The organism is Methylovulum miyakonense HT12, assembly GCF_000384075.1.
In the GTDB taxonomy this organism is placed as follows: Bacteria; Pseudomonadota; Gammaproteobacteria; order Methylococcales; family Methylomonadaceae; genus Methylovulum; species Methylovulum miyakonense.
Genome location: NZ_KB913025.1, coordinates 1,236,445 through 1,250,335 on the forward strand (window position 1 = coordinate 1,236,445; position 13,891 = coordinate 1,250,335).

The 13,891-nt window shown below is 49.8% G+C and carries 14 protein-coding genes; 2 read left to right on the forward strand and 12 right to left on the reverse strand.

The genetic code is table 11. The features are described 5' to 3' along the window. Positions 1-457: 457 nt before the first annotated feature. Complete coding sequence (gene pdxJ, locus METMI_RS0106450) at positions 458-1,201, forward strand: pyridoxine 5'-phosphate synthase (RefSeq protein WP_019865453.1); 744 nt, start codon at positions 458-460, stop codon at positions 1,199-1,201. 96 nt (positions 1,202-1,297) lie between these two features. On the opposite strand, the gene METMI_RS0106455 is transcribed toward pdxJ, so the two are convergent. From METMI_RS0106455 to gatC, 12 genes are all read right to left on the reverse strand, one after another. After that, positions 1,298-2,746, reverse strand: a complete 1,449-nt coding sequence (locus METMI_RS0106455; protein WP_019865454.1) for an outer membrane protein assembly factor BamB family protein — start codon at positions 2,744-2,746, stop codon at positions 1,298-1,300. Positions 2,747-3,009: 263 nt separating this feature from the next. Next, positions 3,010-4,596, reverse strand: a complete 1,587-nt coding sequence (locus METMI_RS0106460) for an ABC-F family ATPase (protein WP_029151516.1) — start codon at positions 4,594-4,596, stop codon at positions 3,010-3,012. A gap of 76 nt (positions 4,597-4,672) precedes the next feature. Continuing rightward, entirely contained in the window at positions 4,673-5,323 is a 651-nt protein-coding gene (locus METMI_RS23290) for a hypothetical protein (RefSeq protein WP_019865456.1), read from the reverse strand. A 4-nt stretch (positions 5,324-5,327) separates the two neighbouring features. Further along, positions 5,328-6,578 (reverse strand): AAA family ATPase, encoded by a 1,251-nt coding sequence (locus METMI_RS0106470; RefSeq protein WP_019865457.1) that lies wholly within the window; start codon positions 6,576-6,578, stop codon positions 5,328-5,330. Beyond that, positions 6,575-6,802: an addiction module protein gene (locus tag METMI_RS0106475; RefSeq protein ID WP_019865458.1), complete on the reverse strand. Its 228-nt coding sequence runs from the start codon at positions 6,800-6,802 to the stop codon at positions 6,575-6,577. Before METMI_RS0106475 ends, METMI_RS0106470 begins: the two co-directional genes overlap by 4 nt. Then, on the reverse strand, positions 6,799-6,954 hold the full coding sequence (locus METMI_RS26065; RefSeq protein WP_019865459.1) for a type II toxin-antitoxin system HicB family antitoxin: 156 nt from the start codon (positions 6,952-6,954) through the stop codon (positions 6,799-6,801). The genes METMI_RS0106475 and METMI_RS26065 overlap by 4 nt, the downstream gene beginning before the upstream one ends. Positions 6,955-6,988: 34 nt before the next feature. After that, positions 6,989-8,431, reverse strand: coding sequence for an Asp-tRNA(Asn)/Glu-tRNA(Gln) amidotransferase subunit GatB (gene gatB / locus METMI_RS0106485; protein ID WP_019865460.1), 1,443 nt, complete (start codon positions 8,429-8,431; stop codon positions 6,989-6,991). A 27-nt stretch (positions 8,432-8,458) separates the two neighbouring features. After that, positions 8,459-9,064: a Uma2 family endonuclease gene (locus tag METMI_RS0106490; protein WP_019865461.1), complete on the reverse strand. Its 606-nt coding sequence runs from the start codon at positions 9,062-9,064 to the stop codon at positions 8,459-8,461. 121 nt (positions 9,065-9,185) lie between these two features. Then, positions 9,186-10,265 carry a YkgJ family cysteine cluster protein gene (locus tag METMI_RS0106495; protein WP_019865462.1) on the reverse strand — a complete coding sequence of 360 codons (1,080 nt, stop codon included), beginning with the start codon at positions 10,263-10,265 and terminating at the stop codon, positions 9,186-9,188. Between the two features lie 57 nt (positions 10,266-10,322). Continuing rightward, positions 10,323-10,928, reverse strand: coding sequence for a Uma2 family endonuclease (locus METMI_RS0106500; RefSeq protein WP_019865463.1), 606 nt, complete (start codon positions 10,926-10,928; stop codon positions 10,323-10,325). A gap of 10 nt (positions 10,929-10,938) precedes the next feature. Next, complete coding sequence (gene gatA, locus METMI_RS0106505; RefSeq protein ID WP_019865464.1) at positions 10,939-12,384, reverse strand: Asp-tRNA(Asn)/Glu-tRNA(Gln) amidotransferase subunit GatA; 1,446 nt, start codon at positions 12,382-12,384, stop codon at positions 10,939-10,941. A 10-nt stretch (positions 12,385-12,394) separates the two neighbouring features. Beyond that, complete coding sequence (gatC, locus tag METMI_RS0106510) at positions 12,395-12,682, reverse strand: Asp-tRNA(Asn)/Glu-tRNA(Gln) amidotransferase subunit GatC (RefSeq protein WP_019865465.1); 288 nt, start codon at positions 12,680-12,682, stop codon at positions 12,395-12,397. A 110-nt stretch (positions 12,683-12,792) separates the two neighbouring features. Between gatC and METMI_RS0106515 the strand changes: the two genes are divergently transcribed. Then, complete coding sequence (locus METMI_RS0106515; protein ID WP_019865466.1) at positions 12,793-13,836, forward strand: rod shape-determining protein; 1,044 nt, start codon at positions 12,793-12,795, stop codon at positions 13,834-13,836. Positions 13,837-13,891: the final 55 nt, after the last annotated feature.

Sequence of the window (13,891 nt, forward strand, 5' to 3'; positions counted from 1 at the left end):
GGGCAATAAACCCTGTCCAATTGTAGCGGCGTCTCTGGCTACGCCAGTTATGTCCTGTAGGTAGCCTTCAGCTTCTGGTTCAATTTGGCAAATAACACCGGCTTACACAAGCCCCGATTTTCTCGGCACCATGCCTTGAAATTGGCTAGGGCCGCCCGATATTTCTTGACGCCAACCCGCCGTTTCAGCACGGTCTTGCAAAATTGGGTAAATAGCAAAAGGACGGAAATATGACCGCCCAGGGTTATAGTTTTGCCTGCCAAGAACCCGAACCAAGATATAAGGTATACTTAAGCGGTCTTAGCTGCGCTCCTTTAGATGAGCCGGATCTTTAAAAAATATCATAAAATCAATGGAAAAGCGACGGGCATTGCCCTAGAAAGCAGGGTGTGCCCTACCAAACTTTTTCATGTTTTTCGTGGATAAAACTGACCCAACATTTTTTAGCAGAATAAAAATGAACAAACAACCCATCCTGTTAGGCGTAAACATCGACCATGTCGCCACGCTGCGGCAAGCCCGCGGCACCCGTTACCCCGATCCCGTACAAGCGGCTCTGGTTGCCGAACAAGCGGGCGCTGACGGCATCACCGCGCATCTGCGCGAAGACCGCCGCCATATCCAAGACCGCGACATTTATTTGCTTAAAGACATACTGCACACGCGCCTGAACTTGGAAATGGCGGTGACCGATGAAATGCTCGCCATCGCCACCCAAGTCAAACCATATGCCTGCTGCCTAGTGCCGGAAAAACGCACCGAACTGACCACCGAAGGCGGTTTGGATGTCGCGGGCAACCTGCCCCGCCTGCAACAAGCTTGCGCCAAACTGGCCGGGGCCGGGATTGAAGTGTCGCTGTTCATCGACCCGGATTTTGCGCAAATTGACGCCGCCGTGGCCGCCGCGGCTCCCGTCATCGAATTGCACACAGGCGGCTATGCCGATGCGCCCACAGCTGCATCACAAGCCGAAGAGTGGGCACGCATCAAAGCCGCCGCGCACTATGCGCACAGCGCCGGATTGCAAGTGAACGCCGGGCATGGCTTAAATTTCCATAATGTCGAGGCCATTTGCGCAATACCGCAAATTGTCGAGCTGAACATAGGGCATTCGATTATCGCCCAAGCGGTGTTTTCAGGCTTGGCGCAAACGGTCAGGGATTTGAAGCAAGTGATGAGGCAAGCTAGGGAGGGGATTTAGCAGACGGGGTGCTTGTACATGGAGCCCAAAAACAGGTTTTGAGCCCCGCGTATCTAGTGGCGCAACCAGCAAAGCATTAAGGCCATGTTGATTAGCTTAATTGATAGCCCTACCTTTCAAATGGACGAGCGTTTCAGGCTCGCTTTCGTCATTGCTTTTAACAACCAAGCTGGTTTCAATAATTCCAACATTTTTGGGTTCAAAATTAACCTCAACCACTTTAGATTGGTTAGGCGCAATCACAAATGGGCTTGGAGATGAGACGACAAATGCTGAATTATTAGATGCAATTGAGTTGACCGCCAATTCCTTGTCACCCACATTCATAATTGATATTTTCTTCGTGGCCATTGCATTAATGGCTGTCCGTGGAAAAGATACTTCGGACGGAGTGAAAATGTCGGGCAAACCCAGTTTGAAAGCGGTGAGCTTGCCATCCCCGCTGGCGACATACAGCCCGCTTTCACCTAAAGCCAGCTGCCCGGACGCGGTGTAAGACCAAACGTTTTGGTGGGTCTTAATGTCTATGGCATAAACCTTGTTTGCAGTGGCGAAGAACACATGCGATTTGGTGGCCACTAGATTGTTGATAACACTGTCTTTGACCGTGTTTTTCCACGCCCATAAGGTTTTACCCGTCACTTGGTCGAGGGCGACTAATGAACCTTGTGTCGTGCCTGCGTAAACCACATTATTCGCTAAAGCAGGTTGTCCTGTGTAATCTTCATTAAAATTATAGGTTTTTTGCCAAGCAATTTTTTTAGTGTCTGTTTTAAATTTGCTTAACAAGCCGCCGTCAACAACGAACACATCGTTCAAACCACCTAGCATTGGCACTTCAGCCTGCTCGCCAGAATTAATTATGCTGAACCCTAATTTGCCAGTTAATCGGTCTACTGCATAAAGCGATCCTATATACGAATAAGCCCATTTTTCGTCAACAGCAGGAGTCCAACGATCCACTTGTGGCAAACCAGCATAAAACCAATTTTCATGGTCTTTAGTACCATCAAACGAATACATTCCGCCATAAGCGCCGCCGTTTACATACACGTTGTTTTTGTAAATCGTTGGGGATAAATAGGTTTCCCATTGCGCCCCATGTAGGGATTGAAAAAGGATATTGCCACTTTTTGCATCATAAGCACGTAGATAAGTATCGCCATCATTATTGACTGTTTGCAAATAAACCTTACCGCTGTCATAACTGGGTGGATTCACAGAAAAAATACCGGAAAAACTTTTACCCCATGCCAAATTGCCATTTTTTTTAATGGCATAAAGATGTTGGTTACCAAAATAACCAGGGACGGAAACATAGATTTGGTTTTGTGCTACGGTAACGGGGCTTAATGCGCTCGAACCCACACTTTTTTTCCAACGGAAAGCAATATCACTGGGATTTATCGTCACGGGCACATAGCCCGTATGCGATGGGTTCGCTTGGTTCATCGCCCATCGGTCACTTGCAATAACCGAACCGCCCCAGAAAGCACAACCCAGCACCATCATCTTACTAACCGCAATAGCTAATTTTCTTTTCATTATCCTCTATCCTGTTGATTCAATAAGTTAATAACGCCATTCAGTAAACCAGTTGTCCCAGTAACCTCACTTGCAACCTTCAATGAAACTGCCAGCTATAATGAAACCCCACTTACCGGCCTCGATTATATCGGCAGCAAAATCTGTTATCCATTAATAATATGTGGCTTTTTTCACTAAAAGGCAGCCAAATAACGCAAAACCAACAGCAAAGCTAAATGGTAAACAGTTGGTGCATGGGCAAGAAAGCGCCCTGCTTAACATCAGGCCTGGCTGTTCAAATAATCCTCATAATTGCCGTTAAAATCGACAATGCCGTTCGGAGTCAATTCGATAATGCGCGTTGCTAACGAAGACACAAACTCACGGTCATGGCTGACAAAAATTAAAGTACCTGGATAGTTTTCCAACGCCGTGTTCAAGGATTCAATCGACTCCATATCCAAATGGTTGGTCGGTTCGTCCATCACCATGATGTTGTTTTTTTGCAGGATCAGTTTGCCGAACAGCATCCGGCCTTGTTCGCCACCTGACAGCACTTTGACGGATTTGTTAATGTCATCGCTGGAAAATAACAGCCGCCCCAAGGTGCCGCGTATCGTTTGGTCATCATCCGATTCCTTGCGCCACTGCCCCATCCATTCGATCAGGCTCAAATCTTCGGCAAAATCATCGGCGTGGTCTTGCGCGAAATAACCGACTTCGGAATTTTCCGACCATTTGACAATACCTTTATCTGGTGTCAAGTCGCCAACTAAGGTTTTCAGTAACGTGGATTTACCAATACCGTTAGGGCCGATCACCGCCACCCGCTCACCGACGGCAATCATCAGGTTAAGGTTTTGGAACAGTGGTTCAGCGCCGTAGCCTTTACTCAATCCTTCGACTTCCAATGCCAATCGGTGCAGCTTTTTGGTTTGGTCAAAACGGATGAAGGGGTTGACGCGGCTGGATGGCTTCACTTCATCCAGTTTGATTTTGTCCAATTGTTTGGCACGGGAGGTGGCCTGCTTAGCTTTGGAAGCGTTCGCGGAGAAGCGGCTGACGAAAGTTTGCAACTCGGCGATCTGGGCTTTTTTCTTGGCGTTGCCCGCCAATAAACGTTCGCGCACTTCGGTGACAGCGACCATGTAATCATCATAATTGCCTGGATACACGCGCAATTCGCCGTAATCCATATCCGCCATGTGCGTACAAACGCTGTTCAAGAAGTGGCGGTCATGCGAAATGATGACCATGGTGCAATTGCGCTCGTTGAGGATGTTTTCCAGCCAGCGGATGGTGTTGATGTCCAAGTTGTTGGTCGGCTCGTCCAAGAGCATGATGTCGGGATTGGCGAACAAGGCTTGCGCCAGCAATACCCGCAGTTTCCAGCCCGGCGCGACTGCGCCCATCGGGCCTTGATGTTGTTCTACCGGGATGTCTAGGCCTAGCAAAATTTCCCCGGCACGGGCTTCGGCGGTGTAGCCGCCAAATTCGGCAAACACCGATTCCAGTTCGGCAGCGTGCATGTAGTCGTCTTCGGTGGCTTCCAAGTTGGCGTAAATGGCGTCGCGTTCGGACATCGCCGACCACATTTCGGCATGGCCCATCAGCACCACATCCAACACGCGGAAGTTTTCATAGGCAAATTGATCCTGACGCAAATTGCCCAGCCGCTCATTCGGCGTGATGCTGACATTGCCAGCCGACGGCTCCAAATCGCCGCTGAGGATTTTCATAAACGTGGATTTGCCGCAGCCGTTCGCGCCAATCAGGCCGTAACGGTTACCGTCGCCGAATTTGACCGAGACGTTTTCAAACAAGGGCTTAGCCCCGAATTGCATGGTGATGTTAGCTGTAGAGATCAAAAGAATGTTCCGAAAGGTAAGTTAAGGGTTTAAAGATAGGTAGTTTAGCGTAATGTTACGTGTTAGATAGTGAATATCAATCAAGACTGACTTCAATATGTTCCAACGCTTTGAGAAAAAGTTTTAAGCTCGTGTCTTTTGAGGCAGTGGCGATAAGATTTTGCCGTTTTAAAAACGGTTGGCTGAGTTGGTCATAATTTCGGCGTTTTTTCGCAACTCGGATATGTTTGGGAAAGGTGACTGTTTTTAACACCTCAAAACAATCATGGATGGTGTTTTGTTCGCCATGATGGGCAACTAGCCAACATTCCAAGGAATGCACACAAATGGCGAAAATAATTTTCTCGGCGTGAGTTTCGTAAAAGCCATTGGCACCACTGTTGATGCTGGCGATCAGTTGGGATTGGATGTTGGTAATCAACAACTCAGCAGCCAGTTCATTGCCATTGTTATCACGATGCGGCACGGGGATTTTCTCGGCAATATCGCTATCAATCTGCAAAATTACATAATCCGTGTTGAACACGTCGTCACGAAACCGGGTGGATGCTAAATATTTGAATAATAGAGGCCAGCCACCATCACCGTGTTTTTGGTCGGATTCGTCAAACGGTGGTTGTAATTCGGTGATGTGTTCGCCAAGGTCTGGATTGTCAAAATAACCGCATAAAATATTTTCAATCGTGATTTGATCGGTAGGGCCTTCACACGCCAAGCCAAACAACATAAGCCTAAAACCCTTTCGGCAAGCCGCCTAAATAGCCGCGTAAAAAAGCTTCTGATAAGCGCAATTCTTCATCCGTTGATGAACGTGGTTTGTCTTTTAATTCAATGCGTTTAACCCGCGTATGGCCTTCTTTATTGCGTTTCAACACCAATAAACGCTGTTCATCGTCACCTAAATCAATACCGTCCAAAATGGCGGGATTGTGGGTGGTGACAAAGACTTGTTTGTCGTATTTTTTTGCCAAGCGCACCAATTCTTTAATCAGTTTGGTACACAGTTTAGGGTTGAGCGCGACATCAATATTATCAATCGCGAAGATTTTCGGGGTGTCGTCAGAAACCATTAAAGCAATGTAAAACAGCACAAACAAAAAGCCTTCATTGGCACTGCGTTGGTCGAAAGCGGTGCTTAAAAATCGGTCAGTGATGGTGACTTTGTCTTCGTATGACGAAAAATTTTCTGGAATATGCAAGTTATCGAACCAATCGAACAATTCCAAACAAGTGACAATTTCTTCCAATTGTTCGGGCGATTTGCTTTGGATCACTTTTAACAGTTTCAGTAAGCCTTCGCCATTGATGCCTAATGGTTCGATTTGGCCTTCTTTGCTGAAATTTCTCAGGGCGGTGTTTTCTGGAGAGTAGATTAAGAAGTTTTTTAGCCGGGCTTCTTCATTTGTAATAATTTCAGAATCTATAACAAAACTTTCGAATTCTTCTTTGTTAGGAAATATCCAAGAAAAAGAGTTAAATGCTAGTTTTTTCCTTGAATTAAATGCCTCTTCAGCAGTAATTTTTACTATTTCTTCATCAATATCAGCAATTTTTGCTTTATTTAATATATCCTCAATCTCCTTTTTTTGTTCCTGATTAAATTTGTATATCCATTCTTTAATTTCTTCTATTAATCTGTTAGTAGATCTGGTCCATTTCGTATAAGGCTCATTATTGTGACTAATGACATATTCATGTGCTCCGCTCGCATTTTGATAATCGACTCGAAGCAATATGTGCTTTCGCAAATTCTCCTCACTAAAAGCAGCCCGCATTAACTGGGGTTCAGTTACACGAATTCCCCTAGAAACCAAAAACCCATTATCCAATTTATCCGCCGCCGTCGCCGCCGCCAACGCAATCGCCTCCAACACGTTACTTTTCCCGCAACCGTTTTCGCCGATCAAGACGTTAAAACGGCCTACGTCCAGCTTTAGCTCGTGCAGGGATTTGTAATTATTGATTTGGAGAGCGCGGATCATGATTTAAGTTTTTGTATGCCAAATATTTTGAACGCATCGGCACTTGAAATGGGTGTTATTTCACCTGATTTGAGTTGCTGCAAGCGCGATTGTGCAAGCTCTGCCCATTTAGCATCAATTTCTGAGTCAGGGGTATTTAAGCTTCGGAGCAATGAATCAAGCACTATCGCCCGTTCTTCAACGGGTAAGGAAACCGCTTCTGCTATCAGGTCTTTGGTTTTCATGATTGCTCCATCATCAGCAAATAAGCATCGCCAATATTTTCTTCCAGCTCTGCTAGGGTTTCGCCTTGGCTAAATACGCCAGGCACTTTCTTCAATTTGCCGACGTACCAACCGTCATCTTGCCAATATTCCAAAGTAAATGTGTGTTTCATTGGATTGCCTGATTATCGTTAGTCGCCTTAAAACTTAAGCTTTCAACTTCGCCATCAACATCTTATTCACTTCCGCTGGATTCGCTTTACCCTGCATCGCCTTCATCACTTGCCCGACAAAAAAGCCAAAGACTTTGTCATTACCACCTCGGTATTGCTCGACTTGCTTGCCGTTGGCGGCGATAATTTGGTCGATGACGGCTTCAATCGCTCCGGTGTCGGTGATTTGTTTCAAGCCTTTAGCTTCGATGATGCTGTCGGCGGTTGAATCTGGCGTTTGCCAGAGTTCTTCGAAAACTTGCTTGGCGATTTTGCCTGAAATGGTGTCGTCGCTGATCCGCGCTAACAAACCTGCCAATTGACTGGCTGTAACGGGGGAATCGGTGATTTCCAAATCAGCTTTGTTGAGCGCAGCGGACAATTCGCCTGTCACCCAGTTGGCGCACAATTTGGCTTCACATTTAGACTCGACGACCACGCTTTCAAAATAATCCGCCAGCGGGCGAGATGAGGTCAAAATGGTCGCGCTTTCGTTATCCAACTGGTATTGGTCTTTGAAACGTTGTTTTTTGGCTTCGGGCAATTCCGGCAAGGTGGTTTTGACTTGTGCCTTAAAGTCTTCGGTAATCACCACAGGCAACAAATCGGGGTCGGGGAAGTAGCGGTAATCGTTGGCTTCTTCCTTGCTGCGCATAGAGCGGGTTTCGTCTTTGTTGGCATCGTACAAGCGGGTTTCTTGGACGATTTTGCCGCCGTTTTCAATCAGCTCGATATGCCGTTCCACTTCATGGTTAATGGCTTTTTCGACGAATTTGAAGGAATTGATGTTCTTGATTTCCACGCGGGTGCCAAATTCTTTTTGGCCCACCGGACGTACGGAAACGTTAGCATCACAGCGGAACGAACCTTCCTGCATGTTGCCGTCGCAAATCCCCAAATAACGCACCAATTCGTGCAGTTTACGCATATAGGCCACGGCTTCTTTCGCCGAACGCATGTCCGGTTCGGACACGATTTCCAGCAACGGCGTACCGGCGCGGTTCAAGTCTATGCCGCTCATGCCGTGGAAACTTTCGTGCAAGGATTTGCCCGCGTCCTCTTCCAAGTGCGCACGGGTAATGCCGATACGTTTGGTTTCGCCATCGACTTCAATATCCATGTGCCCGTTACCGACGATAGGCAAATCCATCTGGCTGATTTGGTAGCCTTTAGGCAAGTCGGGGTAAAAGTAATTTTTCCGAGCGAACACCGAACGTGGGGCGATGTGTGCATCTATCGCCAAACCAAACATCACGGCTTTTTCCACGGCAGCTTCGTTCAACACAGGCAACACGCCGGGCAGGCCCAAATCGACCGCACAGGCTTGGGTGTTGGGTTCGGCGCCATACGCGGTGGATGCGCCGGAAAAGATTTTAGATTGGGTGGACAATTGGGTGTGGATTTCCAAACCAATGACGGTTTCCCAAGTGGTGCTCATAAGTTTTCCTTCATGTTTAAGTGGGTGCTAATCGGCAAACACATCCGCCAAATCAATGGACAATTCGGGGAATAGGTACGGTGTCGCCATGTCATCTCCAGCATACATGGCATGTAATTGATAATGTTCGGTTTCTGTATTTAAGACAAATTGGTAGACGGCTTGTTCGTAAGGGTAAACCAGCCAATATTCAAGCACGCCATTTTCTTGGTACAAATCGTATTTCAGGCGCATTTCCTTTTTGCTGTTGCCTGGCGAGAGGATTTCGATAATCCAGTCCGGTGCGCCGCTACAGCCTTGCGTGGTCAGCTTTTCCGGGTCACAAATCACGCATAAATCCGGCTGCACAACGCTGAAAATTTCGCGGTCAGCCAGTTTGGATTTGCGGTTGTCATACAGACTGACATCGAACGGGGCATCAAAAATTTGGCAAGGTTTTTTGCGAAAGTAATTGCCAAGTTCTATGAGCAGGTTTCGGGAAATTCGTTGATGCTTCACATTGGGCGCGGGCGCCATCAGCATGATTTTGCCGCGTATCAGTTCCACGGTTTCTTCCAGCCGCCACGTCAGATAATCGGCGTAGCTGTAAGTGGCGTTCAAATCCAATTGGGACAAGTCGGTGATGGTTGTCATAACATGTCAATCCTTAAGTATTCGGAGATTGTTTTGGCGCAGCAAGATTTTTTGCATTATAAGCCAAATCAATAGCTAATAGGCCTAATAGCGCATTTCGATTGAATTTGGGTGTGGCGCATCACAATGACAACCCGACCCGCCGTCTGGCATCCAAACAATTGCCGCTGCCTAAGGTGAAATCGTGGCAGGTGCTAGGGCGGTCTGGGTAAATCAAGCAAGCATACGTTTCGTGGGCTGTGTGGCCGCCGGACAGGGCGGCGCAGCGTGAACCTGTACGCTTAAGTTTGCGGCGGTTCCCGTCGATGACCACTAGGTCGGAGTGGGATTGATGGATGGCTTCATCATCGCCGACTTCAACGGCATCGTAAGCTTCGCGGCAACACGCGCCACAGGTGAGGCAATCGAGTTCGGCGGCGGGTTCCCAGCGTTGGCAAGCCGGGGCATGGGCAGGTAAAGGCATGTCCGGCGCGTGCTGGCAATAGTGGTGGGGGACTTCTGTAAAACGCCAAGCGCAATCATTACAACCGTGGCCTGGAAAATAACCGGCAACGGGCGCATGGCCAGCCGGATGCAACGGGGGCAGTGGTACGGTATCAGCCCATAGGGATGGTAATAGCGCAGGGTCTAGGTCGTCGGCGATTTGGCGCGGAATAACGGCGGCAATGGCTGCGCTTGCCGCCAGGGCGTGGTGCAGCGGTTGCCAGCGTGGCAAGGAAGCCCGCCATGCGCCGATACGGGCGGCGATGCAACTGCGCTCGCGCCATCCGCCCGCTTCTTGAGGCGCGGCGAACGGGTTTTCCAGTAGGCCCTGCCAAAAGCTGACGCGAAAATCGGTGGTCGGGGCAAAAAAATCCCGTAAGCCCACGCCACCCGCCAGATAAGCTTGCAAGCGCAAACAGGCATGTTCGCGCCACGGGTTGTTGCCGATGGCATAACTTAAACCCCAGTCTTCGCGGGTTTCGCCCACGTCGCCTTCGATCAGCGCGTGGCAAAGCTCGTGGAAAACCATTTGCGCGAGCGAGTCGTCCGGGTCGAACAGGCTATCGTCAGCTATCAACAGCGTGCCGCGCCCGTCGCTGGATGCGTACGCTTCGGTGGTGCGCCGGACACGGAAACCCATTTGTCCGGCACACGCCAACCACACCCGTGCTAAGGGGTCTTGGTAGCGGCGTGTGGGGATGCGGAGGCTGTCGGTCATGATACGGTCATCCTGATCTTGCCGCGTACTTGGTGGGATTTGCTGCAATAACGCGGGTCACTCCGCAAACACGTCCGCCAAATCAATCTGCAAATCGGGAAACAAATAAGGCACAGCCAACCCGTCTTGTGCGTACATGCCATGCAATTGGTATTTTTGGCCCTGCTCATTTAAGACAAATTGGTAGACTGACTGCTCGTAGGGGTAAACCAGCCAATATTCGGTCACGCCGTTTTCTTCGTACAAATCGAATTTGATACGGGCATCGCGTTTGGAGTTGTTGGGCGACAGGATTTCAATCACCCAGTCCGGTGCGCCGCTACAACCTTGCTCGGTGAGCTTGTCAGGATCGCAGATCACGCATAAGTCCGGTTGGATGACCGTGAAAATTTCGCGGTCGGCAAGTTTGGACTTATGGCCGTCGAAAAGGCTGACATCAAACGGGGCATAAAATAACCGGCAGGGCTTTTTGTGAAAATAATTAAACAACGCCCCACCCAAATTGGTGATGATGCTTTGATGCTTAACATTCGGTGCTGGCGCCATCAACATGATCTTACCGCGTATCAGCTCGACGGTTTCTTCCAGTTGCCATGTCAAATAATCGGCGTAACTGTAAGTGCCATCCATGTCTAACTGCGAAAGCTCGGTGATCTGCGCCATGACGGTTACCTCAGAGTGTGGGTGTTTGTTGATGCCAATCCGTGACTTGTTGGTATTGGTGGGCGATGTTCAGCAAACGGTCTTCGGTGAAATGGTTGCCGATGATTTGCAAGCCCACGGGCATACCGCCACTAAATCCGGCTGGGACGGACATGGCGGGTACACCCGCCAGATTGATGGCGATGGTGTAAATGTCCGCCAAGTACATGGCGATAGGGTCGTCCATTTTCGCACCGATGCCAAATGCCGTGGTGGGTGTGACCGGGCTCATGATGACATCCACTTGCGCCAAGGCTTGTTGGAAATCTTGGCTAATCAGGCGACGGACTTTTTGCGCTTTCAGATAATACGCGTCGTAATACCCGGCCGATAAGGCGTAAGTGCCCATCAGGATACGGCGCTTGACTTCTTTGCCAAAGCCTTCGCCGCGCGAGCGGGTGTACAAATCAGTCAAATCCACTGGACTTTCACAACGGTAGCCAAAACGCACGCCGTCATAGCGTGACAAATTCGCTGAGCTTTCGGCGCAGGCGATGACGTAATACGCCGGAATCGCCATATTTAAGTTGGGCATGGAAATGTCGGCAACCTCCGCGCCCAGCTTGCGGTATTCGCTGATTGCGGTTTCCAACACGGCGGCGACACCGCTATCCAAACCTTCGCCAAAAAATTCTTTAGGCAAGCCGATTTTCAGGCCAGCCAAGGGTTGATTTAAGGCGGCGGGATAATCCGGTACGGGCAAATCGGCGCTGGTGGAATCTTTTGCATCAAAACCCGCCATGGTCTGCAACAGTATCGCTGCATCTTCGGCAGTGCGTGTCATCGGGCCGCCTTGGTCTAGGCTGGAGGCGTAGGCGATCATGCCGTAACGGGAGACGCGCCCGTACGTCGGTTTCAAGCCGGTGATGCCACAGAATGCCGCGGGCTGGCGGATGGAACCGCCCGTGTCCGTGCCTGTCGCCGCCACGGCCAAACCTGCCGCGACTGCCGCCGCCGAACCGCCGGACGAGCCGCCCGGTACGGTTTGCGTGTCCCACGGATTGCGTGCAGGGCCGTAAAAACTGGTCTCGTTGGATGAACCCATCGCAAACTCGTCCATATTGAGCTTGCCAAGCATGACCGCCCCCGCGTGGTTGAATTTCTCCACCACCGTGGCGTTGTAAGGCGCGATGAAATTATCGAGCATTTTCGACCCGCAACTGGTTTTGACGCCTAGGGTGCAGAAAATGTCTTTTTGGGCTATCGGGATGCCTGCCAATAAACTGGCGTCACCAGAAGCTATCCGTTGGTCAGCGGCTTGGGCGGCTTGTAAGGCCAGCCCTTCGGTAACGGTGATGAAGGCGTTTAAGGATTCGTGTTGCCTGATCCGTTGCAAAAAATGTTGCGTCAGCTCAACGCTGGAAAACTCGCCGGAGCGCAGGCCTTGCGCCAATTGGTTTATGGTTTTGGTGTGCATGATCCTTCCCTTATTCGATAACTTTCGGCACCAGATACAGGCCATCTTCCACCTGCGGCGCAATCGCCTGGAAATGCCCGCGCTGGTCGGCCTCGGTCACCACATCCTTACGAAGGCGTTGCACTTGGTCTAAAGGGTGCGCCATCGGCTCCACACCCGCCGTGTCAAGGCCGCCCATCCGGGTCATCAAATCCAGCATCCCGGATAAATCTTTGGCATAAGAATCAATATCCTGTTTGTCAATTCCCAACCGCGCCAAGTGCGCGATTTTGTTTACATCATCCGCCGTCAACGACATTATTTGCTCCGTAAAAACTAACTATTTAAATATGATACTTTATATCTTGCTCAAATACCTGCTTGATTGATACAGTAGTAACAATTTATTCCCTTAAAGAACAGGTACAAATGCTCAAACGAATTCGCGGCCTTTTTTCTAACGATTTGTCTATTGATTTAGGAACCGCCAATACCTTGATATACATTCCGGGGCAAGGGATTGTCCTGAACGAACCCTCAGTGGTCGCCATTAAAGAAGACAAAATCCGTGGTTCTAAAACCATCGCGGCGGTTGGTATGGACGCCAAGCGCATGTTGGGACGTACTCCGGGTAACATTACCGCCATCCGGCCCTTAAAAGACGGGGTGATCGCCGACTTTGCCGTCACCGAACGCATGTTGCGTTTTTTCATAGAAAAAGTCCATAAAAGCAAATTGCTGCGCCCCAGCCCGCGTATCCTGATTTGTGTGCCTTGCGGCTCAACGCAAGTCGAACGCCGTGCCATTAAAGAATCCGCCGCCATGGCGGGGGCGCGGGAAGTGTACCTGATCGAAGAGCCCATGTCGGCGGCGATAGGCGCGGGCCTGCCTGTGGATGAAGCCTGTGGCTCGATGGTGCTGGACATCGGCGGCGGCACCTCGGAAGTCGCGGTGATTTCCATCAACGGCATCGTCTATTCAAACTCTGTGCGCATCGGTGGCGACCGTTTTGATGACGCCATCATCAATTATGTGCGCCGCAATTACGGCACCTTGATAGGCGAAGCCACCGCCGAGCGTATCAAGATGGAAATCGGCACGGCTTATCCTGGCAGTGAAGTCAGGGAAATCGAAGTCAAAGGCCGCAATCTGGCGGAAGGCGTACCGCGGAGCTTTGCACTGAACAGCAATGAAATTTTGGAAGCGCTGCAAGAACCGTTATCGGGCATTGTTGGCGCGGTTAAAGTGGCGCTGGAACAAACCCCGCCGGAATTGGGCGCGGATGTCGCCAATCGCGGCATTTATTTGACTGGCGGCGGGGCGCTGCTGAAAGACATAGACCGTTTGATCGCCGAAGAGACGGGGCTGCCTGTATTTATTGCTGACGACCCTTTGACCTGTGTCGCCAGGGGTGGCGGGATGGTGTTGGAGATGCTTGATAAAAAAGGCGTATCAACTTTTTCACTTGAGTAAGCGGTTCAGCACCCAGCCTGCAACTGATCGCCAGATTTCTAAACCGCAACGGTGT

Excerpts from the sequence above, each read along its gene's own strand:
- pdxJ (WP_019865453.1), top strand. The coding sequence starts at position 458 with ATGAACAAACAACCCATCCTGTTAGGCGTAAACATCGACCATGTCGCC.
- METMI_RS0106455 (WP_019865454.1), bottom strand. The coding sequence starts at position 2,746 with ATGAAAAGAAAATTAGCTATTGCGGTTAGTAAGATGATGGTGCTGGGT.
- METMI_RS23290 (WP_019865456.1), bottom strand. The coding sequence starts at position 5,323 with ATGTTGTTTGGCTTGGCGTGTGAAGGCCCTACCGATCAAATCACGATT.
- METMI_RS0106470 (WP_019865457.1), bottom strand. The coding sequence starts at position 6,578 with ATGATCCGCGCTCTCCAAATCAATAATTACAAATCCCTGCACGAGCTA.
- METMI_RS0106475 (WP_019865458.1), bottom strand. The coding sequence starts at position 6,802 with ATGAAAACCAAAGACCTGATAGCAGAAGCGGTTTCCTTACCCGTTGAA.
- METMI_RS26065 (WP_019865459.1), bottom strand. The coding sequence starts at position 6,954 with ATGAAACACACATTTACTTTGGAATATTGGCAAGATGACGGTTGGTAC.
- gatB (WP_019865460.1), bottom strand. The coding sequence starts at position 8,431 with ATGAGCACCACTTGGGAAACCGTCATTGGTTTGGAAATCCACACCCAA.
- METMI_RS0106490 (WP_019865461.1), bottom strand. The coding sequence starts at position 9,064 with ATGACAACCATCACCGACTTGTCCCAATTGGATTTGAACGCCACTTAC.
- METMI_RS0106495 (WP_019865462.1), bottom strand. The coding sequence starts at position 10,265 with ATGACCGACAGCCTCCGCATCCCCACACGCCGCTACCAAGACCCCTTA.
- METMI_RS0106500 (WP_019865463.1), bottom strand. The coding sequence starts at position 10,928 with ATGGCGCAGATCACCGAGCTTTCGCAGTTAGACATGGATGGCACTTAC.
- gatA (WP_019865464.1), bottom strand. The coding sequence starts at position 12,384 with ATGCACACCAAAACCATAAACCAATTGGCGCAAGGCCTGCGCTCCGGC.
- gatC (WP_019865465.1), bottom strand. The coding sequence starts at position 12,682 with ATGTCGTTGACGGCGGATGATGTAAACAAAATCGCGCACTTGGCGCGG.
- METMI_RS0106515 (WP_019865466.1), top strand. The coding sequence starts at position 12,793 with ATGCTCAAACGAATTCGCGGCCTTTTTTCTAACGATTTGTCTATTGAT.